Origin of the sequence: Zhaonella formicivorans (genome assembly GCF_004353525.1) — a bacterium.
Classification (GTDB): domain Bacteria; phylum Bacillota; class DUOV01; order DUOV01; family Zhaonellaceae; genus Zhaonella; species Zhaonella formicivorans.
Window position 1 is genome coordinate 3,110,661 of the sequence record NZ_CP085524.1, and the last position, 23,077, is coordinate 3,133,737.

Annotated in this window: 17 protein-coding genes and 1 pseudogene; 14 read left to right on the top strand and 4 right to left on the bottom strand. The window is 45.6% G+C overall.

Annotated features, from left to right (window positions below):
- Positions 1-73: 73 nt before the first annotated feature.
- The 4 genes from EYS13_RS15225 to EYS13_RS15240 form a co-directional block, all read right to left on the bottom strand.
- Positions 74-799: a DUF4367 domain-containing protein gene (locus EYS13_RS15225; RefSeq protein ID WP_227764388.1), complete on the bottom strand. Its 726-nt coding sequence runs from the start codon at positions 797-799 to the stop codon at positions 74-76.
- Entirely contained in the window at positions 786-1,343 is a 558-nt protein-coding gene (locus tag EYS13_RS15230) for an RNA polymerase sigma factor (RefSeq protein WP_227764390.1), read from the bottom strand. Before EYS13_RS15230 ends, EYS13_RS15225 begins: the two co-directional genes overlap by 14 nt.
- Before the next feature lie 197 nt (positions 1,344-1,540).
- Positions 1,541-2,788, bottom strand: a complete 1,248-nt coding sequence (locus EYS13_RS15235) for an IS110 family RNA-guided transposase (RefSeq protein ID WP_227764392.1) — start codon at positions 2,786-2,788, stop codon at positions 1,541-1,543.
- Positions 2,789-3,446: 658 nt separating this feature from the next.
- A complete protein-coding gene (locus EYS13_RS15240) occupies positions 3,447-4,745 on the bottom strand; it encodes a transposase (RefSeq protein WP_227764394.1) in 1,299 nt (432 codons plus the stop codon).
- 463 nt (positions 4,746-5,208) lie between these two features.
- On the opposite strand from EYS13_RS15240, the gene EYS13_RS15245 reads away from it, so the two are divergent.
- The 14 genes and pseudogenes from EYS13_RS15245 to hutH all read left to right on the top strand — a co-directional run bounded on the left by EYS13_RS15245 (position 5,209) and on the right by hutH (position 23,069).
- Positions 5,209-5,430 carry a NifU family protein gene (locus EYS13_RS15245; RefSeq protein WP_227764397.1) on the top strand — a complete coding sequence of 74 codons (222 nt, stop codon included), beginning with the start codon at positions 5,209-5,211 and terminating at the stop codon, positions 5,428-5,430.
- 601 nt (positions 5,431-6,031) lie between these two features.
- A pseudogene (gene ltrA / locus EYS13_RS15250) lies at positions 6,032-6,787 on the top strand (group II intron reverse transcriptase/maturase); the annotation flags it as partial.
- 348 nt (positions 6,788-7,135) lie between these two features.
- Entirely contained in the window at positions 7,136-8,062 is a 927-nt protein-coding gene (locus tag EYS13_RS15255; protein ID WP_227764398.1) for a NotI family restriction endonuclease, read from the top strand.
- Positions 8,063-8,093: 31 nt separating this feature from the next.
- A complete protein-coding gene (locus EYS13_RS15260; RefSeq protein ID WP_227764400.1) occupies positions 8,094-9,305 on the top strand; it encodes a DNA cytosine methyltransferase in 1,212 nt (403 codons plus the stop codon).
- Positions 9,306-9,549: 244 nt separating this feature from the next.
- Positions 9,550-10,200, top strand: a complete 651-nt coding sequence (locus EYS13_RS15265) for an ABC transporter permease (protein WP_227764401.1) — start codon at positions 9,550-9,552, stop codon at positions 10,198-10,200.
- A 50-nt stretch (positions 10,201-10,250) separates the two neighbouring features.
- Positions 10,251-11,375 carry an ABC transporter ATP-binding protein gene (locus tag EYS13_RS15270; protein ID WP_227764403.1) on the top strand — a complete coding sequence of 375 codons (1,125 nt, stop codon included), beginning with the start codon at positions 10,251-10,253 and terminating at the stop codon, positions 11,373-11,375.
- Positions 11,372-12,013, top strand: a complete 642-nt coding sequence (locus tag EYS13_RS15275; protein ID WP_227764405.1) for an ABC transporter permease — start codon at positions 11,372-11,374, stop codon at positions 12,011-12,013. Before EYS13_RS15270 ends, EYS13_RS15275 begins: the two co-directional genes overlap by 4 nt.
- A 119-nt stretch (positions 12,014-12,132) precedes the next feature.
- A complete protein-coding gene (locus tag EYS13_RS15280) occupies positions 12,133-13,080 on the top strand; it encodes an ABC transporter substrate-binding protein (RefSeq protein ID WP_227764408.1) in 948 nt (315 codons plus the stop codon).
- Positions 13,081-13,200: 120 nt separating this feature from the next.
- Positions 13,201-14,154: a 4Fe-4S binding protein gene (locus tag EYS13_RS15285; RefSeq protein WP_227764410.1), complete on the top strand. Its 954-nt coding sequence runs from the start codon at positions 13,201-13,203 to the stop codon at positions 14,152-14,154.
- A gap of 214 nt (positions 14,155-14,368) precedes the next feature.
- A complete protein-coding gene (locus tag EYS13_RS15290; RefSeq protein WP_227764413.1) occupies positions 14,369-16,249 on the top strand; it encodes an aldehyde ferredoxin oxidoreductase family protein in 1,881 nt (626 codons plus the stop codon).
- A gap of 194 nt (positions 16,250-16,443) precedes the next feature.
- Positions 16,444-17,844, top strand: a complete 1,401-nt coding sequence (locus tag EYS13_RS15295; protein WP_227764414.1) for a sigma-54 interaction domain-containing protein — start codon at positions 16,444-16,446, stop codon at positions 17,842-17,844.
- A gap of 523 nt (positions 17,845-18,367) precedes the next feature.
- Positions 18,368-19,828: a trimethylamine methyltransferase family protein gene (locus tag EYS13_RS15300; RefSeq protein ID WP_227764416.1), complete on the top strand. Its 1,461-nt coding sequence runs from the start codon at positions 18,368-18,370 to the stop codon at positions 19,826-19,828.
- A 17-nt stretch (positions 19,829-19,845) separates the two neighbouring features.
- Positions 19,846-21,318: a trimethylamine methyltransferase family protein gene (locus EYS13_RS15305; protein WP_227764418.1), complete on the top strand. Its 1,473-nt coding sequence runs from the start codon at positions 19,846-19,848 to the stop codon at positions 21,316-21,318.
- A gap of 188 nt (positions 21,319-21,506) precedes the next feature.
- Positions 21,507-23,069, top strand: a complete 1,563-nt coding sequence (hutH, locus tag EYS13_RS15310; protein ID WP_227764420.1) for a histidine ammonia-lyase — start codon at positions 21,507-21,509, stop codon at positions 23,067-23,069.
- The last annotated feature ends 8 nt before the right edge of the window (positions 23,070-23,077 follow it).

Here is a 23,077-nt window from a genome sequence, read left to right on the forward strand (position 1 = left end):
ATAATAATTCCAAGAAAAATCTTTATAGAAGACAAGGTAATAAATAAAACGTTTTTTGTGCCCCGGGTTTTTTTCACTTTAAATTTTTTATTATTTCTAACAGAATCTCCTGTTCAATAAAATTGGCTGACAATGTGTACTTAATTCCGTTATAAGTCCATTTAGCAGAAAGGGAATTATCGATTTTTAGCAAAGTAATATTTTTATTATCTAATTTAATATTCTCAACCTCAACATTTTCCGGAACAAAAGTGTTCCTTTTCTCCTCACCGGCGGAATTTTCCTGTACTAAAGACAGAAATTTGTTGTCGGCCCCTGTATAGGTCATTTTTACAAGGGCTAAAGGATAATTATTTATTATTACCTCTATTTCAGGGCTATTTTCAAAGTCGGAAGGTAAATAGGTTGGTTTAACGAGGTGGAAAATAGTCATTCCCTGGGCTTCCTCAAAAGTCAGACCCGTATACCTACCATTTTCCGCGGTAACATTCTCTTGTTCAGTAATAATAGTAATATTATTTTCATCTTTTCCAATCCATTCATATATTTCATTTTTAAAAGCAGTAACTTTTTGATTCTGAATGGAAAAGAGTATAATAATCGCTGCAGCCACAACTAACGCTAGCCTTTTACGATTTTTTTTATGGTCTGTTTTATGCTTGGATTCTCTAACCTGCACTCTTTTTTCAAAATTTGCCCAGGCCACGTTAACATCAGGCATACCTTGTTCTGCTTCCACTTCTAATTCCTTTAAAGCTGCGGCAATTATTCTATCCATCTGATCGCTATTTTTCCTCATTATCACCACACCCATAATTCATATTACAGCTCTTATCATTCTGAAAAGAAAGCATTTTAGCTAAAAGTTTTTTAGCCCTGTACAAGGAAGATTTCACCGTTCCCACTGGTTTCCCTATCTGTTTACTAATTTCCTGGTCCTGGAGTTTCATGTAGTATTTTAGTATTATGACTTCTTTTAACTTGGGAGGCAATTGAGTCACGGCCTCTTTTACGGCATCAATTTGCTCATTAATAACTAAGACATCCGAAAGGTCATTTGAGTTCCAGTTATTTTGTTCAAAATAATCTAGTACTGCTTCTTCATCTATTGGTACTATCTTTTGGTTTCTCCGGTATAATGAAATGGCTTTATTGGTTGCTATTGAAATAATCCATGAACTGAATTTTGCGGGATCTTTTAGGGTATATATTTTCTCGTATGCTGTCGTAAAAGTTTCCTGGGTTACTTCTTCTGCCAATTCATGGTTTCTCAGGATCATATAACAAGATGTATACACTTTTTTATAATAAGTCATATATAAGACTTTAAAATGATCGCTCATGTTTGCTCCCCGTTATTTGGAAAGTAAAAAGGAACTAGGCCACATTCTTCCCGCATTTTAGTACGAAAATAAATTTGAAATATTCTTTAACAACTGCATATGGCAACCAGGATAACCCGTAAAAAGGTAATAATTAACTAGCCAATGCAGATCTTGCATCAGTGAAATTAATTCTTTTGGAAAAACCATTGTAGCTGTTAAGCAACCTCGTGGGGTTCTATCACCTCCAGACCTAGTTTCTTAGCTTCAGCAATAATCCTTTTAACTCGGAACTTTTCCTGTTTTTGTTTGGCTTTTTCAAAGGATGTTTCATCGTAATCAGCATCATTTTTTAACAGGTTGTATATTATTACGAGAACTTTTCTGGCTAATGCAACAAGAGCTTTTTTGGCGCCACGGCGTTGTTTGATTTTCCAATACCAGGATGATAAGTAGCTTTGACGTATTCGGGTGATGCACCAAGCAACTTCACATAGGATCCGTTTTAAATAGGTGTTACCGTTGGTGGTACGAGTGGACTTTTTTTTTCCTGCACTTTCATTGTTACCGGGGCTTAAGCCCGCCCAGGAACAGATATGTTCAGCGGTTTTAAAACGACTCATATCAATTCCGATTTCCGCCAAAATGGCTGCTGCTGCAGTTTTATCAATGCCCGGTATGCCGTCTAGTTGCTCTAGTTGTCTTTGATACTGAGCCAGTTTTTCTTCTAAGTTTTGCTCTACTTGACGGAGATGCTCGTAATGCTGATCTAGCCAACCTAACAATAGCTTTAGAAACTCTCTTTGATGAACATCCATTTTGCCATTGACAGCCTGTTTGATCTCATGGAGCTTATTCTTAGCACGCCCCTTTACAAAATTCTCTACTTCCCGGGCGGATATTTTCCCATGGTGGCTAAGATGATCCATAATCGCCCGGCCCGATACGCCGAAGATATCGGTCAGGAAGGTAGAGAGCTTAAAGCCGCAGCTTTGTAAGTGTTTTTCGATCCGGTTTTTCTGTGACGTAATTTCCTCGATGATACTTTTGCGGTACCGGGTCAGATTACGGAGTTCCCGGATTGGTTTGGAGGGAACAAAACTTCCTTCTAATAATCCGGCACGCAAAAGGGTAGCTATCCATTCGGCGTCCTTCATGTCGGTCTTTTTACCGGGTACATTTTTCATATGCCGGGCATTGGCAACAATCAAAACCATACTGCCGTCAAAGGCTTCTTCCAACACGTTATATACAGGCTGCCAATAGATGCCGGTGCTTTCCATTGCAACATGCCGACAGTTCTCATTTTCTAGCCAAACTTTCATTTCATCTAGCCCGGCAAGAAGGGTGGAAAAGGTGCGGATGGTTTTAACCGGTTCCCCGTCAACATTGCCTTTTAATAGGCAGGCTACAACCGTTTCTTTGTGGACATCAAGACCACAACATATTTCCAGGATGTCTTGCATGTAACTCACTCCTGCTCCAAAGAATTTCAGGGATGATTGCTCGAGAAATAAAGATTTTAGTACCCGTGCTGTTCCCAAGTCCTTAAGAACAAGGGGCGACAATTGGCTGTGCTCAAAAGCAATCAAGTTAGGTTATTTAACGAGGTTATACCATCAAAATAAAATCAACCTTTGTCCCTGATAATTTCAATGTAGCAAAAAATCCAACCTTTGCAATAACTTAGCTAATTTTCATGATTGGTTGTGCCTTCCAGGCATGGGTGGTTATTTGGAAAGTAAAAAGGAACTAGGCCACATTCTTCCCGCATTTTAGATGAATGTGGCTCAGGAGTACCAGAACTCGGCTGCTTTAGGTCAATAGTTTTGTGTACTTGTTTTTGACAAATTTTCCGTTATTTATAAATTTTATTCTATATGGTCCAACCGATTTAGTCAATTTTAGTTCTGCTTGAGCTTTTTGCGCTGCACCTGTTTAAGTCTGTTTCAGGTAGCGTTTTAGCGACGGAACGCTCGTCATTTTGCCTAAGGTTCAACCATTTAAAGCGTTCCGGAATTGTTTCTCCCATAAGTTTCCTGGTGTATCATTAATAGGCAGTCAAATGGGCGGACTACTCACTCAGTGGTTGCGCCAGATATGATATTTGGGTTGGTTGCTGCTTTACGCCGCCACCAGGCTGCGCATCTTCGCGACCTGCTTCTCCTTGATCCGCCCCAGTGCCATCACCAGCATGACGCATAATGCCAGCCCGCACCGCACCTTCATTTTCGCCATGCCGCGAATAGTGTGCAGTTCGAAGCCAAAGGACACGTCCAAACGGCTGTTCACTCGCTCCACCGCCGTCCGTTTGTCGTACTCTTTCTCCCACTTGTAGCTGGCACGGTCAATCGGTGTAAAGATCCGACGATCCATCGCCAGCGGGATCCGGATCCCTTGCTTTACCGGGCATTGTGCCTGACCTGCACACTCGATGCCCATATGCTTGGCGGGGCAAAGCTTCTTCAATGTGTTACGGCCTTTTTCAAAGCCGCCGTTTGTCATCTCCCGCTGCTTCCCCGTTTGTGGACATACGCAGTATACGGTGCCTTTATAGTCGTAAACCACATTCTCTCTGCCTTCCAACACTCGTGTTCGGTCTGGATCCTTCCACATGTTCCGAATGTCGATGACCGGCTTAATCTTGTACTCATCCCAGCACTTGATGATAAACTTCGTGTCGTCATAGCCGCGGTCTGCTGCGAGGGTTTCGGCTACCTCGAGGATTTCCGACTGTCTTTCCTGCATCTGGTTCAGCAGGGCATGCCCTTCACTTATATCCGCTGCCGATGCTTTCGTTACCTTAAACGCCACGGGCAGTTCATAGGTCGCATCAACTACCAGGTGTAGCTTGTAGCCAAACCATTTGACGATCTTCTCCCATGGTTTGCCGTCTTTGTCTACGCCGCGGTATTCTTTTCTCCCGTAGTCGGCATCCGTATCCCGCCGCCCATCCGCGGCCTCGTTCCGATTCTTTCCCTTGGCAAACGAGGAGATGGCTTTGCTGTCCATGGCCAGGTGTCGACCAGAGTCAGGAAGCACTTCCCTAATCTGCTGCACCAGGTTCTCGAACAAGTCATCCACCATGGATGTGTGTGCGAATAGCGTTTTCATAAACCGGGTGTAGACCCAGGCGGGAGGTACTTCCCCCGCAAACCCACACATGTCCCGCAGCTGGGCGTTGCGTTTAAGTTCTCGGCGCAAGCTCTCGATGGAGGAATGTTGAAAGACGATGCCGGCTAAGAGGAAGTTCCACACGGCTCTGACCGGGTAGTCATTACGCCCCTTACCACGCTTTCTTTCCAAAGCTTTCATCAGGTCTTCATCCGGCATGTGTTCCAATACCAGCCGGAGTCGTTCCATGTCCCCCAGCGTTTCAATTTCGTTCCACGCAAACAGTTTCAGTTGTGGTATAATAGCCATGACAGGCAACCTCCCGAGGATAAAATTGGTGTCTTTTCAACTACAATTTTACCATAACGGAGGTGCCTGTTATTGCTTTTTTATCACATGCTGAGGCTGGGGTGGATTTTTACCCAGTCTCTCTTTTTACGCCGACAAGCCCCCTTTTCTCGCCCTTTTTTGGGGTAAAATTTATTTGCCTGTGTCTCTCGCTCCTTGTCCTGTAACGCTTTTGGCACAGCGCCATTAGCTCCGCTTAGTGTCTATAAATAGGCCTTTGAGGTTTTGTTGGGCCATGTTTTATTGAAGGTTTTGAGATGAATAATGAATACTACCCGCAAGCATGTTAAATATAGGCAAGTTCAAACCTGCTAAAGGAGAGGAAAAATTCCTTAATTAAACCTAGGATGTCCAAATTTTCCTAACATAAAATATGAGAACTGTGTTATAATGAACCATATGAAGAACAAGGGAGTGAACAGTTTTGAAGGAAAAAGTACAAGCAGCGCTTGACAAAATTCGCCCCAGCCTTCAGGCAGACGGCGGCGACGTAGAATTAGTAGATGTTACTGGTGATGGAGTAGTCAAGGTTAAATTAAAAGGCGCTTGCGGCAGCTGTCCCATGGCGTTAATGACTTTGAAAAACGGCGTGGAGCGCGTAGTTAAATCTGAAGTGCCGGAAGTAAAAGAAGTAGTTTCTGTCTAAGATATGAAGCTGTTGACCCTATCTGGTCAACAGCTTTTCAGTGTGCGCCCGGCATGGGCGCTGTCTATAAGGTGAAAGTCCCGAACGGTGAAGGTAGCAGTAGCCGTAGCTTAAGACAAGGGTGTCCACCGTGAGGTGGAATCTGAAGGAAGTCGGCGGCAAACCTCCGGCCCGACGAACAGAAACCACATAAGAGGCTAGCGGCAGTTGGATGAGCTTGCACTACAAAGCAAAGTCCTTGCTACCAAAGGCTGCCGAGAGTAAATGTGGCGGGTAGATGGAGGAAAAGACAGCGCTCTTACCCGGGGAGGTCTGCCGGTAATATTGGTAACACCGATAACCCAGGTTGCGAGGCCTGGCTGAACCGGCAGAAGTCAGCAGAGGCCATAGTAGCCAGTATAGACGTCACACTGGTGAAGGGCCGAACACGAAGCGAGGGATTGACTTGGTACGTTCGAGAGATATGCAAAGACAGCAGAAAACCCCATATGGGGCCTGCCATGGGGAGGAAGCGGTGAATACGCAGGGGACCCACGGAGGGCCGAGTGTATCTCCGGCACAACCCAGGAACACATCCCACGGAAGAGATGGTAACGGCCTGATGGAGAAAGTGGTAGACAGGCAGAATATGTTGCTTGCTCTACGGCGGGTAGAGGAGAACAAAGGTGCTCCAGGTATCGACCACGTCACGGTAAACGACCTCCGTGATTACGTACGGGAGCACTGGGTCAGAATCAGAGAAGAACTCCTCAAGGGAACCTATCAGCCCCAACCGGTACGTCGGGTCGAAATCCCGAAACCCAGCGGCGGAACAAGGCTACTAGGTATCCCGACCGTCATAGATCGCCTAATCCAGCAGGCACTTCTACAAGTACTTACACCTATCTTTGACCCGGAATTTTCACCATTCAGTCACGGATTCAGACCCGGACGGAGGGGACATGACGCGGTCAGACAGGCAAGGAAGTACGTTGAGGAAGGATATACCTGGGTAGTGGATATGGATTTGGAGAAATTCTTTGACCGCGTAAACCACGACATCCTAATGGCGCGAGTGGCCCGCAAAGTCAAGGATAAGCGGGTATTGAAACTCATCCGCCGCTACCTTCAAGCCGGAGTAATGGTCAACGGAGTAGTAATGAGTACCGACGAAGGTACACCTCAAGGAGGCCCTTTAAGTCCATTATTGGCTAACATACTACTTCATGACCTAGACCGGGAGTTGGAAAGACGCGGACACAGATTCGTACGTTACGCCGATGATTGTAACATCTACGTCCGAAGCAAGCGAGCCGGAGAGCGGGTGCTCGAGAGCATTAAATCCTTCCTGGAGGATAAGTTAAAACTCAAAGTGAACAATGCCTATTGGCATAGCCAGGGCCTAAAGAGTATAACCGAACGTTATCATCAAATTCGTCAAGCTTGGTGAACCGCCGTATACCGAACGGTACGTACGGTGGTGTGAGAGGACGGGGGTTAATCACCCCCTCCTACTCGATTAGCATTGAATGGAGCGATCTTTTGGGGAAAAACGGAAGAAAATTGCTGGTGTAAGAAGGGGGTTATTTCCCCTGACTCCCCGTAAAACCGTACCAGTTTTCCAGGCTCATGTTAAAATTGTAGCAGGAAAATGTTATGTTATGTCTAAGTACAATATAGTTAATAGCGAAATTTTGGTTGTTTCATAAATTGAGGATGAGATATAATGCCAAGAGCAAAAAAGCAAGATTTATGTGAAATATTTGGGTTTGCTCCCGACGATTTGACACCGATATGCAGAAATTACTGGAACAGAGGCGTATGCCCTTTTGTAGGAAGCCGATGTACAAAGCATAATCATGATAAATCTGTAATTTATGGGGTATGTTCAGTTGTCAGCGGAAATGATGAAATAATAATTTGCCCTAAACGTCTGTATGCAGAAAATTATAAAACCCTCAAAGATGTAAGTCTTGATGCTTTTGGCTATGTTCCTCTGTACTTAGTAAATGAGGTGAAGTCTCTCGAATTGGTAAAAGAAACACCGAACGAATTTGTTATTGCGTTTGGACAGAATTCAGGAAGAGAAATTCAGGTTGGTTCTAGTCGAAATAAGCTTAGCATGGATTGGGTTTTAGTAAAAATTGTGGACGGGAACCCAACAGAGGTTGCCGGGGTGGAGGTCCAAAGTATAGATATAACTAACAATTATAGAGCAACTTGGGAAGCTTACAAAAATCTGGAAACCAATCCTTGCGTTGAAATACCTGATTCCGCGCATGGAATGAACTGGGCCAATGTCCACAAACGTTTAATACCTCAGATTATTAGAAAAGGTCAAGTGTACGCTGATTCGCACTTGGCTACAAAAGGGATGTATTTCATTGTACCAGATGTAGTATATTCCAGATTTGAAGACATTATAGGCGATATTATACCTGTTAGTACACCGAACAAAGGAGTATTAAGCGTTTTAACATATTCGTTGGATGAACCGGTTGATTTCGGCAAAATCCGAAACTTAACCAGGTGTAGAATAATTCGGGTTAATCTGGAAGATTTTGCATTGAATTTTATTTCTGGCGGAAAAATACCCGGATCCTCTCTTGATGAAGCAGTAAAACAACAAGTTTGCACTATATTCAGTAAATAGATGTTTGGAAAATCTAATTTGAGGTGAGTTTATGGCTAAACTCATAGCAGCTGACCTATTTTGCGGAGCCGGAGGTCTATCTGAAGGATTAGCTCAAGCGGGTTTTCAGATTAACTTCGCCAGTGATATTCATCAGACTTATACTCAAACTTACAAATACAATCATCCCAATACATACGTTTGTACCGAAGATATTAGAAATCTGTCAAATAAACAGGTCCTTGAATTTTGTCAGGTGAAGCCGGGTGATTTAGACTTACTGGCAGGTGGACCACCGTGTCAAGGTTTTTCAATTAATGCTCCTGTAAGAACTATGGAGGACGAAAGGAACCATTTATTTGTTCATTTCCTGCGTGTTGCCGAAACCTTAAAGCCGAAATATATTCTCATAGAAAATGTTCCTGGTATAGTATCCTTAGAAAAAGGAACTGTAGTAAAGGCCATATATAAGTCATTAAACAAATTAGGATATAAAGTAAGACACATGATTTTATTTGCTGCTCACTATGGGGTTCCACAGATGAGATGGAGGACCTTTTTTATTGGAACCAGATTGAAAAATGCTGAATGTCTATTTCCTTATCCGACTCATTTTGCCCAGGGAGTTGCTAATTTCACTGGGGGGAAAAACCTTTGTTTTAAAATAGAATCAAAAGAGAGCCTTTTTGGCCCTCAACTTTTAGACTACACAACTGTTTGGGATGCAATTTCAGATTTACCAGTAATTGAAAACGGTGGAGGTGCAGATGAAATGCAATATGATACTCCACCAAAGTCTGAATATCAAAAATTGCTTCGGGAGAATTCCAAAATTCTGTACAACCATAGAGCCCCAACTTTAGGTAAAATTAATTTAGAAAGGCTTAAATACATTCCTCAAGGTGGAAGCTGGCGAGATATACCTTTTGACTTACTTCCGGCAGGTCTAAAAAAAGCTAGAAGAAGCGATCACACCAAAAGGTATGGTCGGTTAGACCCTAACGGCATATGCTCCACAATTTTAACTAAATGTGATCCTCATTGGGGGTCTTTTTTCCATCCCACACAGGAAAGAACTCTGACAGTTAGAGAGGCTGCCAGAATCCAGTCTTTTCCAGACCGTTTTAGATTCTTGGGTAGCTTAACCGAACAATATGAGCAAGTAGGAAATGCCGTTCCACCTCTGCTTGGAAAAGCTATTGGGGAAATAATCGCGCAACAAATTTTTGCTAACCAGCTTAGTGGAAAATTGCAAGCAGTATAATTTAGCAGGCTAATGCAATTGGTTATGGAGAGGACTTCTGTAAAAAGGGAACTTAGCAGATGTACAAAGCGGATTCAACAAGCTGTTGAGCCGCTTTTTTGTTGTTCATTAAACATGTAATCTCACAATTCCGAACCATAAGAATTTTTATTACATCACAGGTTAAAAAAAGGATTCATTCTGTACTTGCCGAATATAAGCAAAAACTAAAAATATCCACTTTAAAGCAAAGGGCGGTGGAACTTTGAATTATCTAAAATTTATCAATGGACACCTTTCAACCATTTTGGAATATGCCGGTACCCATTTTACACTTGTCTTTTGGTCGATCCTCCTGTCTCTCCTGCTTTGGGTTCCCGTCGGTGTCTTGATTACCAAAAACGAGAGATGGGCTAAAACGGTGCTTGGCATTGCCAACACTATCTTCTGTATCCCCAGTCTATCTCTCTTTGCGATAATGATAACAATTCCTTTCCTGGGTTTGGGCAGGCGTTCCGCTTTAGTTGCCCTCGTGTTATATGCCATGATGCCTTTGGTGAGAAATGTCTATCAGGGCATCAAGATTGTAGATAAAAATGTGATCGAAGCAGCCAGAGGCATGGGAATGAATTCCTGGAAAATTCTTTGGGAAATACAGCTTCCGCTGGCGGCGCCGGTTATTTTTGCGGGTTTTAGGATAACGGTAGTAATGACCACAGGTATAGCCGCTATTGCTACCTACATTGGAGAAAGAAATTTAGGACGGTTGATAGCGGAAGGACTGACCAGGTTCAATGTGGAGATGATTGTTGTAGGTGCTTTACTTATTGCTTTTATTGCTATTGCTTTGGACAGCATTTTGGGGGGGTTTGAAAAGAGAATGGTACCCAGGGGTCTCAAGGTGAAACGCGGATAATAATGGTGGTTAAATTACTACAGGGCATACGCTGGTAAGGGGGAATGACCATGATCGAGTTAAAGGAAGTTACGAAATTCTATAAGGGACAGGAATTCGCTGCTGTCGATAACCTCTCCCTGAAAGTGGAGAAAGGTGAAACTTGTGTTTTTGTCGGACCGTCCGGGTGTGGTAAAAGCACTACCCTGCGCATGATCAACAGGATGATTGAACCCAGCTCGGGGACAATCCTGATTAATAATAAAGACGTAAAAGACTGTGAACCGGATAAGCTTAGAATGGGCATTGGTTACGTAATTCAGCAGATTGGCTTGCTCCCGCACCGAACGGTTGCCGAAAACATTGCTATAGTACCCCGTTTGTACGGCTGGCCCAAGGAAAGGATTAAACAGCGGGTAGATGAATTACTGCTGCTCATCGGGTTGGACCCGGAAGTAACCAGGAATAAGTATCCTTCCCAGCTTTCCGGCGGACAGATGCAGAGGGTTGGTGTGGCCAGAGCTATGGCCGCTGACCCGCCTATAATGTTGATGGATGAACCCTTTGGCGCCGTTGACCCTATCGCCAGGAATTACCTTCAAGATGAATTCCTGCGTTTGCAAAAGGAAATGAAAAAGACTATATGCTTTGTCACCCATGACATCAATGAGGCAATTAAAATGGGCGACAGGATTGCTATTTTTAATAAGGGGAAATTGGTTCAATACGGCACTCCTTATGAAATTTTAACCAAACCTGCCAATGATTTTGTCAGCGATTTTATCGGTTATGACCGGGTGGTAAAAAAGTTGAGCCTTTTTCAGGTAGAGGATTTGGTCCGGCAACAATGGTGTATTGTCGATGAAAATGAACTGGCTAATGCCCGGCAAAAAATGAAGGATAAGAAGGCGGAAATTTGTTTCATAAGGGATGCATCCGGCAGGTTGGTTGGATTTATCACAGGTGATGAAATGGATAGCAGCGGAGAAATCGTATCTCCGGAGACTATAAAACAGAAGGCTGCGGCCAGAAAGGAAGCCTTTGTTCAGACAACGACTCTATTGCGGGATGCTTTGTCGCTGATGCTGGAGCTGGACACGGAATATCTTGGTGTTGTGGACAGAGACGAGCCGGCCGGCATAATCACCCTTGCCGATATAAGGAAGCATTCGTGCAGGAAGGGGGAGAATAAGTGAACTGGGGGCGTTTGCAAGAAGCTCTTTTTAATAGGGCGCCGGAGGCATTGGCTATACATATTTGGATGGTAATAATCACCATGATTATAGCCATAGCCATTTCAGTTCCCACCGGCGTATTTCTTACTCGACCGAAATACAAAAAATACGGAATTGTTATTTTAAATATCCTCAACCTGTTGCAGACTTTCCCGGGTTTAGCCATTGTTGCTCTTGCCATGCCGGTTTTGGGCATGGGTTTAAAGCCTACAATTGTCGCGCTTACCGTTCAGGGTTTGCTACCCATTGCCAGGAATACCATTGCCGGTTTAGCCGGTGTAAACCCTGATGTTAAAGAAGCTGCTTTGGGCATGGGCATGTCGGAGAAAAAAGTTTTATACGAAGTTGAATTGCCCTTGGCAATGCCTGTCATTCTGGCTGGTATCAGGACTTCAGCGGTGTATGTGGTAAGTACCGGTACACTGGCTGCCTATATTGGCGGCGGTGGACTGGGGGACTTGATCTTGAGCGGGTTGACCATGTTCTGGGCCGAATTTCTACTGGTGGGCGCCGGACTGGGGGCAATACTGGCTATTACCCTGGACAGGCTGCTGGGCTATGTTGAGTATAAAATTACCCCGCCAGGATATGAGTCGTAAAGGGATTGTTCCCATTACTCTAAAAGAAACTTGGAAGGGAGGGGAGAAGGCGGTTTCGAGTTTTGCCGATAGCTGCAGGATAAAGGATATTTAAATCCATATGGAAAGGAGAACGGGTAATGAAAAGAATATTAAAGTATGTTGTTGTTATGGTTCTTATGCTTGCCTTACTGGTAGGAGCCACCGCTTGCGGAGGAAGCGGACAATCAGCTGGCGGCGATAAAGCTGCTAATGATGAAAACAAACCGACTATTGTTGTCGGGTCCAAAACTTTTACGGAAGCGCTGCTTTTAGGGACCATGACGTATGAGTATCTGAAAGCTCTTGGTTACCCTGTGGAAAACAAGATCGGGCTGGGCGAGCTGGCAGTCATTCGGCCTGCTTTGGAATCCAATCAGATCGGCGCTTACTGGGAGTATACAGGAACTGTATTAATCAACGTGATGCAGCATGAACCCAGTTTTGATGAAGAGGAATGCTATAACCTGGTGAAGGAGTGGGATGCAAAAAATAACATTATCTGGCTGGACCGCGCTCCTCTTAACGATACCTATGGAATTATGGTGAGGAAAGACATCGCTGACAAGTATAACCTGAAGAAAGTTTCTGATTTAGTCGGACAGATCAAGAAAGGCGAAAAAATCAGGCTCGTTGGTTCTCAGGAGTGGGAGGAAAGGCCTGACGGTCTGTCCTATTTTGAGAAAGTGTACGGTTATAAGCATCCAAAGGACCTATACTACAATGCCGCTCTGAACATAGGTTATGAAGCTCTGAAAAACAATCAAGCCGAGATGGGATTGGCTTTCACAACCGATGCCAGGGTTAAAGCATATGGTCTGGTGATGCTGGAAGATGATAAAAAAGCTTTCCCGGTATATAACGCTGCACCTCTCTTTAGAAAAGAAATTATTGACGCTTACCCGGAAATTCCGGAACAGATGAAAAAGCTGAGCAGTCTATTAGATAACGACACTATCATGGAACTGAACAAGGCAGTCGATGTTGACAAGAAGAGTGTAGAAGAAGTTGCAAAAGAGTTTCTAACAAAGAACGGATTAATTAAATAGTTTTTGGGGACAATGAGTGGCCCTGACTTTCCTTTGTACCGTGCAGGTGCCTAAGGGGTTCAGGGCCATATTTTCTAAAGCTTTTGCCGCTGACGGCAAAATACTGGGAGGGCGCATGTCATGCAACTCTTAGAAGACTTTGGTAAAATTTTTGAAGCTCCCCAATTTATATGGCCCTATTTATATTTTTTTGCCACAGAGCAGGAAATGAAACTTGTGGTCGCTATGGGTAAGGAAAGCTTAACTTGCAGAGATATTGCCTTCCGGTTATCAACATCTGAAGAAGAGACCCGCGGCATTTTGGAAGAGGCCTATCTCCGCTATATTTTAAACAAAGAAAGCAAGGACAGTACTGTATATTACAGCGCAGGCACATTCTACAAGAGGTTAAACAATTTCTGCCTGTTCGGAAATTTCTATGTCATACCCAAAAAGATTCGGAAAAAACTTGATGAGTGGTGTTTTGCAGAGTACTTAAAAAGAAACGACAACTTTAAAAAGGTTATTGCAGCCGAGCCGGAATACGATGCCTGCCATAACGAATGGATTTTTCTTTTGCATGAAGTGGAAGAAATGATTGACAGAGCTTCCACCATCAGAGTTTTACCATGCGATTGCAAGATGCTGGCCGATAATTGTGACCATTCCCGGGAAATCTGTTTGTATTTTGCACCGGAGCTGATCAGCGACCGTACCGGAGGCAGGGAATTGACCAAGGAAGAAGCAAAAGAGCTGGTGCGCAAGCTGGACAGGGAGGGGCTGATGCATACCGGAGGGCCGCCTGATTGGCGGGAAAAAGGGCCCAGTGTGGTGTGCAACTGTTGTGGCTGTTGCTGTTATCCGTTCAGGGCGGCAAAAAAGCTGGGCACCAAGGGGAAATGGCCCAAGTCGCGCTATGTGGCCGAATTTGATCGGGAAAAATGCCGGCTGTGCGGGTTGTGTGCCAAAAGGTGTTATTTCGGAGCCTTTACTTTTGACGGGAATGAGATATCTTTTAACCCTGAACTTTGTTGGGGCTGCGGGATATGTGCAGGCACATGCAGCGGCAAGGCCATTACTATGGCTGAATTGTAAGCAAGTTACCAATTGGCTGGTGCAGTCGTCAGTCCTTAGTTTTCAGCTTTCAGCTAAAAGTCTCAGCTCTCAGCATTAGCCGTTGGCTTCATAATTACTAGGTCAGGGGACACCCATACATGCAACTAAGGACTAACGACCAAGGATTATGGACGTGGCTGCAAGCCGATGCTGGCAACTGGGGACTATCGAACTACGGAAAGGAAGAAAAGCAATGCTTAAAGGTCTTGCAGGAGATCTGGTGCTAGTAAACCTGACTACGAGGGAAATAACAAGAAAGCCTTGTCCGGAGGAAATTTTGCAATCATATCTGGGAGGACGGGGTCTTGCAGATTATATTTTATTGAAATACCTTGACCCTGCTGTGGAACCGCTGGCTCCGGAAAATATCCTTGTACTTTCCACGGGTCTGTTAAGCGGTACCCGCATGATTACCACAAGCAGGCTGCATTTGACTGCCCGTTCCCCTCTGACAGGTTTTATCGGGACCTCAAACGGTGGCGGACACTTTGCTGCCGAGCTGAAGGCCTGTGGCATTTTGGCCCTCATAATCACAGGTAAAGCGCAAAAACCGGTCTTTATAAATATCAAAGACGATGTCATAAGCATTGAGGATGCGGTTTCTTTATGGGGCCTTAAAACGCAAGAAGCGCGTCAGAAGCTTAAAGAAATTGTGCAGGATGAATTGGCCAAGATTATTTTGATTGGTCCTGCCGGGGAAAAGCTTTCGGCGCTTGGTTGTGTAATGACCGATATAGGACATGCCGGCGGCAGGACGGGCATGGGAGCTGTAATGGGTTCGAAAAATTTAAAGGCAGTGGTGGCAAAAAAGACCGGGCCCTTCAGCAGGTATGTGTCGGAGGAGGCAGCCGGAGCGGTTAAAGAATATGTGACAAAATTGAAGGCTTTGCCTTGCTGGGAGACATGGACGACAATCGGTTCTTCGGATTTAATCTGGACTGATGAGCAGGGTGCATCGGGTACAAAGAATTACAACCAGGTAACTTTTGAAGGGATAAAGACCGCCTGCGGTACCCATTACAGGGACCTGGTGATTAAACACCATGCATGCTATAATTGTCCGGTCCACTGCCGTGCTTTTGTCCGGATTAACGAAGGCAGGTACAGCGGCTTCGTGGGCGACCGGGGGGAATATGAACCGCTGTCGTCCTGGGGACCGAAATGCGGGAATTCCGACGGCCTGGCAAGCATTTATCTCTGCAATGTATGTGATGAATACGGAATTGACAGTCTGGGTACCGGGAATATCGTGGCCTTTGCTATGGACCTCTATGAACGCGGTATATTAACTAAAGAGGATACTGGGGGTTTGGAGCTCACTTGGGGCAACGTTGACGCTATGGAGGCGCTTTTGCATCAAATTGCTAACCGCAGCACCTGGCTTGGGGACGTGCTGGCGCAGGGGATGAAGAAGGCTGCCGGGATTATCGGCAGAGGCGCGGAAAACTACGCCTATCATGTTAAGGGCTTGAGCATGACTATCATGGACCCCAGGGGGTTTAAGGGGGCCGGGCTTGGTTATGCGGTGTCCAGCAGAGGGGCGGATTTTGGTTTCGTCTATGCCAAGCCGGAATACGCCTATACTCCTGAACAGGCATTAGAGGCTTATGGTACAGCTAAGGCCGCCGACAGGCTTTCTGAGGAAGGCAAGCCTGCAATGGTAAGGCAATGCATGTGTGCCAACGCTGCTGTCGATGCGTTGGGTATCTGCAAGATCCCGGAATTTGGGATGATGCTGGACTTTGACCTGACTGAGGCGGCAAAAATCTTATCGGCGTTCACGGGAGAAAAATATACAGGGGAACAACTGCTAAAAATAGGTGAACGGATAGTTAACGCCGAAAGGTTGCTAAATTTCCGGTTTGGAGCCACCGGCAAAGACGATACACTGCCCCGGAAGTTTTTGACTGAGCCGATACCTGATGGCCCCTGCAAAGGTTCTGTTATTCACCTGGAACCCATGCTGCAGGAGTTCTATTCCTTAATGGGATGGAATGAAGACGGTTCTATCGGTGTGGCAAAAAAGAGGGAGCTTGGTTTGGAAGATGCGGTGTATCCGATAAAATTTGAGTAATGTGGGAGCTAAAACATCGAAATAAAAGATATTTTGAAACGGCTTTACAGTTGTATGTAGAGTCGTTTTCATTTTGTTGTTTTAGTTTTGAAGTGAAACACCCTGTCTAATAAAACAGCAGGAAAATTAGCGGGAAATATAGAAAAAATCAAAGATATGTATTATCTGAAACATGAGCAAACGGAGAGAGTCGCATGGAGTCCCAAGAGCTGTTAATTAAAATATTGCAAGATGTTCTGAATTCCATTCATGAAGGAATAATAGTTACAGATCGGGCAGGAAAGATTATTTTCTATAACAATGAGCTGGCCAAGCTTGAAGATCTTTCACCTGAAAAAGTTATCGGTAAGCACCTTGGCGAAGTTTACGAGGTGGGAGAGGAAAATAGTGAACATTTACAGGTGATTAAAACAGGTAAAGCTATACCCGAAACACGTAGAACGTACTTTACCAGCGACGGAAAGGAGATAACAATTGTTGCCAGCGCTTTCCCGGTTTATGTCGGTGACGAGATCGTGGCAGTTTATTCCGTTTGTAGGGATATCACCAAGATCAAGGAATTACTAGCTCAAACCATGCAGCTGCAGGAACAAATCCAGCAGGACTGCAGGGAAACAATCAGAAAAAATGGGACCAGATATACTTTTGACTCAATTATCTACGCCAGTTCTTCCATGCATAACTTGATTGCTTCTGCGAAAAAAGCTGCTGAGGCCGACTGTTCTGTCCTGGTTTATGGTGAAACAGGTACTGGCAAGGAACTGCTGGTACAAGGGATACATAATTATTCTAACCGCAGTTCGGAACTTTTTGTTGCCATTAACTGCGCTGCTATACCGGAAACCCTTTTGGAAAGCATGCTTTTTGGAACTGTAAAAGGCGCTTTTACCGGCGCCGTCGACAGTCCCGGACTGTTTGAACAAGCAGGCAAGGGGACTCTTTTTCTTGATGAACTTAACTCGATGAGCCCTCCTTTACAGGCAAAACTTTTGCGGGTCCTGCAGGAAAGACGTGTGCGCCGGCTGGGAGGAAGCGCCGAGATCCCTGTTGGCTGCCGGATTGTTAGTTCAACTAATGTGGATCCTTGGGAATGTATTCGAAAAGGACAACTGCGCAAGGACCTTTTCTACAGATTGGCAGTTATCTCTTTATATATCCCTTCATTAAAAGAACGGGTAGAGGATATTGAAGTCCTGTTAAACCATTTCCTTAATAAGTACCAAAAAATTTACGGCCTGGGTAAGGTAAAGATTTCTCCGGAGTTGAGAAATGTCCTGCAAAATTACCAGTGGCCAGGCAATGTCCGGGAGCTGGAGCATGTTATCGAAAGTGCTGTGAATATGCTCGACGGGGAACAGGTAATTACGGTAGACCATTTGCCGTTATATTTAAAAACGAAATTACTAAGCCAAAGGAGTGCTGCCAAAGCTTTGCCAAAAGGTACTTTAGCGGAAGTATTAACGCAAGTAGAGAAACAGGTTATTTTAGATGCTTTGGAAAAGCATAACTGGAATATTACAAAGGCGGCTGATTCTTTAGGTATTGTAAGACAAAATTTACAGTATAGAATACGAAAACTCGGGATAAATTCGTAGTAAAAATCAAAAGATCCAGCTTGTAGACAAAGCCAGCATGTATTATTTCGAGCAGCGGTCAGGGGACACACCTCTTATGCATGTTGTTCGCTTTAGCTGAGGAATGTCCCCAATTAATAGGCTCCTACGCCGTTGACCTTCAGCTCCGCTGCCGACGGCTGGGGAAACCAGTCCCGCTCCATAATACATGCTGGCTGATAATAGTTTGTCGACGGTCTGAAAAGATCTTTAGATCTTTTCAAAATCTGCCTGCAAAAAGTAATTGCGAAAAAGATTTTTTTATTTTTTGTATATAGTTCGCGGATTTATCTGCAAAAAAAATATGCAGGCAAATCTTTTATGCATGAATAGTTAAAATAAATTTGGTCCAAGACCAAATTTCGCAATGCAAAAAAATTATGCTGCGGGATATTGACTGGTATCATGTTTTGATGCTTTATTTTTCGGCATGGATTTTGCTAGTATAAAATAGCAAAAAGCGTTTTTATTTATTGTTTGGACAGTTGGTAAGGAGGATGCGAAAATGGTTAATATACGTTCTAATTATCTTGAGCAAACACCTGTGTTGCGCTGGGTATCTGAAAGCCAGCTGGAAGAAATTCACCTGGCAACTCTCGAAGTATTGGAAAGGACAGGTGTTCAGGTAGATCACCCTGAAGCCCTGAAGCTTTTAAAAGATGCCGGTTGCATTGTCAAGGATAACAGGGTGCGCATACCCAACTGGCTGGTGGAGGATTGCATCCGGTTGGCGCCAAGAAAAATCGTGGTTGCCAACCGCAAGGGACAGAGGGTCATGCATTTGGAGAGCAACCGGGTCTATTTTGGTACCGGTTCTGACTTGCCTTATACCATTGATCTGGAAACGGGAATAAGAAGGAGATCCACCAAAAAAGATGTGGAACAGGCCTGCAGGGTGATGGATTATCTGCCCAATTTCGATTTTGTAATGAGTTATGCCATCGCCTCGGATTGCGCCGCCAAAGCCAGCGATCTGCATCAATTTGAGGCTATGGTAACTAATACAGTGAAACCCATTGTATTCACTACCCATGATGAAAAGAATACTCGGGCACTGATTGAAATGGCTGCTGCGGTAGCCGGAGGGCATGAAGAGCTTAGAAAAAACCCGTTTTTAGTGCTATATTCCGAGCCCATATCTCCGCTGGTCCATACCAGGGAGGGAATTGGCAGAATGTTTGCCTGCATTGAGCACGGCATCCCCGTAACATATGTCTCCGGGGTTGTGGCAGGTGGGACCACTCCCGTAACTAAAGCGGGCTGTATAGTGCAGATGAATGCGGAAGCCCTCTCGGGGCTGGTAATAGCCCAACTAAAACAAAAAGGCGCTTCCATAATCATCGGCGGCAATGGTACACCAATGGATATGAAAAACTCCACAACGCTTTACGGCTCGCCGGAGCATGCCATGAATTACGCAGTTATGACCCAGCTTTCGCAATATTATCAGATTCCCAACTTCACCGAGGCCGGTTGTGTTAATGCTCCCGTTCCCGATGCCCAGGCCGGATTTGAAGCAGGCATTAATTTATTGATGGCCCAATTAACCGGCGCTAACCTGGTGCATGACGTTGGTTACCTGGAAGGGGGCAAAACGGGTTCACTGGCATTTCTGACCATGTGCAACGACTTTATCGATATGGTTCGCTATATGGGCCGGGGGACCAGGATCAATGCAACTACACTGGCTGTTGATTGTATTGATGAAGTTGGCCCGGGTGGTAATTATTTGGCTCATCAGCATACTTTTGACCATTTCCGCACGGAAATTTGGTCTCCGCAGCTGTTTAACCGCTTGTTCTGGGAAATCTGGGAAGAAAAAGGGGCCCAGGGCATTGCTGATCATGCTAAAAACATGGCAAAAGAGATCTTGGCAAGCTATCAGCCTGAGCCGGTTAAGGAAAGCGTCCGGGCAGAACTGCAGAAGATCATTGCTGACGTAGAAAAAGATGAATTTTCGGCTTAGGGAAAGGGGAGTTCGTCTTGACATACGGTTGTGCCCATGGCAACGGGCTATATTTTAGAACTTTAACGGCCGAACAGCTGCAAAAGATCCACCTGGCCAGCTGCCGGGTACTGGAAGAGGCCGGCATGGTAATTCACCATGACGAGGCTGTAGAGCTGCTAAAAAAAGCAGGGGCTGCAGTGGACAGCGGTAATCGGGTCTACTTCCCCACGTTCCTGGTGGAAAAAGCCCTGCAGTCTGCCCCGTCCCGCGTGACAATGTACAACAGGAAAGGGGAGCCTGCACTGTACCTGGAAGGTTCCAATGTTTATTTCGGTACCGGTTCCGATACGATAAATTACCTGGACCCTTTTACCGGGGAAAGAAGAGGCTGGCGGAAAGAGGACGTAGCTCAAGCTATTACGATCTGCGACTATTTGCCGAACATCGATTTTATTATGTCCATGGGCATGTTATCCGACGTTGAGCGCAGGATGATTAACCGGGAGCAGTACGCTCTCATGGTGCAGCATTCCGTCAAGCCCCAGGTGGTAATCGCGGAGGACGGCGACACTCTGGCTGATATCGCAGAAATGGCTGCTATTGCCGTCGGCGGTGAAGAACAGCTTAAACGGAAGCCCTTATTTATGATCTATACTGAACCGACTTCCCCGCTGCAGCATCCTGTGGAGTCCATAGAAAAGCTGCTGTTGGCAGCGGAAAAAGGGATTCCCGCCAATTTTGCCTGTGGGGGTTTAGGAGGGGCCAGCGTCCCGGTAACTGTGGGCGGAGCTTTAGTTCAGGCCAATGCGGAGGCGTTAAGCGGGCTGGTTATTCACCAGTTAAAAAACCCCGGGGCACCTTTTATCTACGGTTACGGTAATTCGCCTATGGATATGCGTACCATGCAAGCCGTGTATGGGACGCCGGAAGCCATATTATATCAGGGAGGGATGTGCGACTTAGCCCGCTACTACAGGCTGCCGTCCTGGGGTTATGCCGGCTGCTGCAACTCTAAAGTTTGCGATGAACAGGCCATCCTGGAATCCACCATGTTCACCGTAATGGGAGCCTTGCAGGGCTGTAACCTGATGCATGACGTCTTTTACATGGAATTTGGCCGCACAGGATCGTTGGAACTGCTGCTAATCTCCAATGAGGTAATCGGACGTGTGAAGCGCCTCCTGAAAGGCATTGAAACTGACTGGGAATATCTGGCGGTAGAGGCCATAAAACGGGTTGGTCCGGGAGGTAATTTCCTTGGTGACCCGCATACTGCGGAGCATTTCCGGGAGAGTTGGCAGCCCGAGCTGTCGGATTTCAACTGCTTTGAAAACTGGGCTGCAGCAGGCAGCACCACTATGGCAGAGCGGGCCCGGGGAAAAATCAAAGAAATTCTGGCCGTGCACAAACCTGAACCTCTTCCTGAGGAAGCCCGCGTGAAAATAGCTGCCGTGCTGGAGAAGGCACAAGCAAGGCTTAATTGTAAACATAGCTCCAAACCAGCTTAAAATTTGGCTCATGGCGTATACCTGAACAGTAAACGTCAACATGACCGGAACATATAATGATCTGGAATATGTCTTGGTTTCTTGCCGGGAAAGCCCGGTGAGAAACCTTGCTTTGTTTTTAGGGGTAATTTATAAGTTTAACATGGTAAAGAATTGCTTTGGTAATATATTAAGAAGGAGGAGGGGAAATGGCTCTGGCCAGATTGAAAAGTGATAAGAGCACCCAGGCAGCGGTGGTCCTGGACGGCAATTCTCTAACCATTGAGGATGTAGTTGCCGTGGCCAGGCAAAGAAAGCAGGTGGCATTATCTGCTGAGGCTGTAAAACAAATGGAAATCTCCCGTACTATGGTAGAAAGTCTGGTTAAACAGGGGAAAGTGGTGTACGGGGTTACAACAGGGTTTGGAAAGTTCAGTCAGGTCAATATTGCACCGGAGGAAATAGAGCAACTGCAGGAAAATTTGATTATCAGCCACGCTGTGGGAGTAGGGAACCCACTGCCGGAGGAAGTGGTCAGGGGCATTATGCTTTTACGGGCAAACGCCCTTGCCAAAGGTTACTCGGGTATCAGGCCCGAGGTAGTTGCTACTTTGGTTGAAATGTTAAATATGGGCGTGCATCCGGTCATACCTGAAAAAGGTTCATTAGGGGCCAGCGGGGATTTGGCGCCTTTGTCCCATATGGCCCTGGTGATGATCGGCCGCGGTGAGGCATATTTCCAGGGAATTCGCATGCCTGGCAAAACTGCCATGGAAAAGGCAGGAATCCCTGTGATTAAACTCAACGCAAAAGAGGGTCTGGCCTTGATCAACGGCACCCAGGTGATGACGGCAATTGGTACCCTGGCCATTTATGATGCCTGGTGCTTGGCTAAAACAGCCGATATTGCGGCGGCCATGACCTGCGAAGCTTTGGAAGGGATACCTGCAGCTTATGACAGGAAGATCAATGAGGTTAGGCCCCATCAAGGCCAGGGCCAGGTGGCGGGTAACTTAAGAAGGCTATTGGCAGGCAGCCAGATTATCTCCGGTGCCCAACATGGTAGGGTACAGGATGCCTATGCCCTGCGCTGCATACCACAGGTTCATGGTGCCTCAAGAGATGCCCTGGAATATGTGAGAAAAGTCATTGAAGTGGAAATAAACTCCGTAACTGATAACCCGTTGCTTTTCCCGGAAGAAGGAGAAGTCATTTCCGGAGGAAACTTCCATGGACAACCGGTGGCCCTGGCCATGGATTTTCTGGGAATTGCCCTTTCTGAAATTGCCAATATTGCGGAGCGGAGGATTGAACGCCTGGTTAACCCGACTTTAAGCGGCGGGCTACCGGCATTTTTAACTACCAAAGGCGGTTTAAACTCAGGTTTTATGATTGCCCAATATACTGCAGCTTCCCTGGTTTCAGAGAATAAAGTTTTAGCTTCGCCGGCCAGCATAGATTCCATCCCCAGTTCTGCCAACCAGGAAGACCATGTCAGCATGGGCACTATAGCTGCCCGTAAAGCATTAGGCATTCTGGAAAATACCAGGGCAGTGCTGGCCATTGAACTTTTATGCGCGGCCCAAGGCATTGACTTGAGAGGAGGGAAACCAGCTCCGGGCACAGGAGCTGCCTATCAAGCACTTAGAAAGGAAGTAGCCTGCCTGGAAGAGGACAGGGAATTGCGGCTGGATATTGAGAAGGCTCAACAACTGCTGCAAAAAGGAACGATCCTGAAAGAAGTCGAGGAGACAATAGGCCCTATTTACTAGGCTTCTAA

Excerpts from the sequence above, each read along its gene's own strand:
- EYS13_RS15225 (WP_227764388.1), bottom strand. The coding sequence starts at position 799 with ATGAGGAAAAATAGCGATCAGATGGATAGAATAATTGCCGCAGCTTTA.
- EYS13_RS15230 (WP_227764390.1), bottom strand. The coding sequence starts at position 1,343 with ATGAGCGATCATTTTAAAGTCTTATATATGACTTATTATAAAAAAGTG.
- EYS13_RS15235 (WP_227764392.1), bottom strand. The coding sequence starts at position 2,788 with ATGCAAGACATCCTGGAAATATGTTGTGGTCTTGATGTCCACAAAGAA.
- EYS13_RS15240 (WP_227764394.1), bottom strand. The coding sequence starts at position 4,745 with ATGGCTATTATACCACAACTGAAACTGTTTGCGTGGAACGAAATTGAA.
- EYS13_RS15255 (WP_227764398.1), top strand. The coding sequence starts at position 7,136 with ATGCCAAGAGCAAAAAAGCAAGATTTATGTGAAATATTTGGGTTTGCT.
- EYS13_RS15260 (WP_227764400.1), top strand. The coding sequence starts at position 8,094 with ATGGCTAAACTCATAGCAGCTGACCTATTTTGCGGAGCCGGAGGTCTA.
- EYS13_RS15270 (WP_227764403.1), top strand. The coding sequence starts at position 10,251 with ATGATCGAGTTAAAGGAAGTTACGAAATTCTATAAGGGACAGGAATTC.
- EYS13_RS15280 (WP_227764408.1), top strand. The coding sequence starts at position 12,133 with ATGAAAAGAATATTAAAGTATGTTGTTGTTATGGTTCTTATGCTTGCC.
- EYS13_RS15285 (WP_227764410.1), top strand. The coding sequence starts at position 13,201 with ATGCAACTCTTAGAAGACTTTGGTAAAATTTTTGAAGCTCCCCAATTT.
- EYS13_RS15290 (WP_227764413.1), top strand. The coding sequence starts at position 14,369 with ATGCTTAAAGGTCTTGCAGGAGATCTGGTGCTAGTAAACCTGACTACG.
- EYS13_RS15295 (WP_227764414.1), top strand. The coding sequence starts at position 16,444 with ATGGAGTCCCAAGAGCTGTTAATTAAAATATTGCAAGATGTTCTGAAT.
- EYS13_RS15300 (WP_227764416.1), top strand. The coding sequence starts at position 18,368 with ATGGTTAATATACGTTCTAATTATCTTGAGCAAACACCTGTGTTGCGC.
- hutH (WP_227764420.1), top strand. The coding sequence starts at position 21,507 with ATGGCTCTGGCCAGATTGAAAAGTGATAAGAGCACCCAGGCAGCGGTG.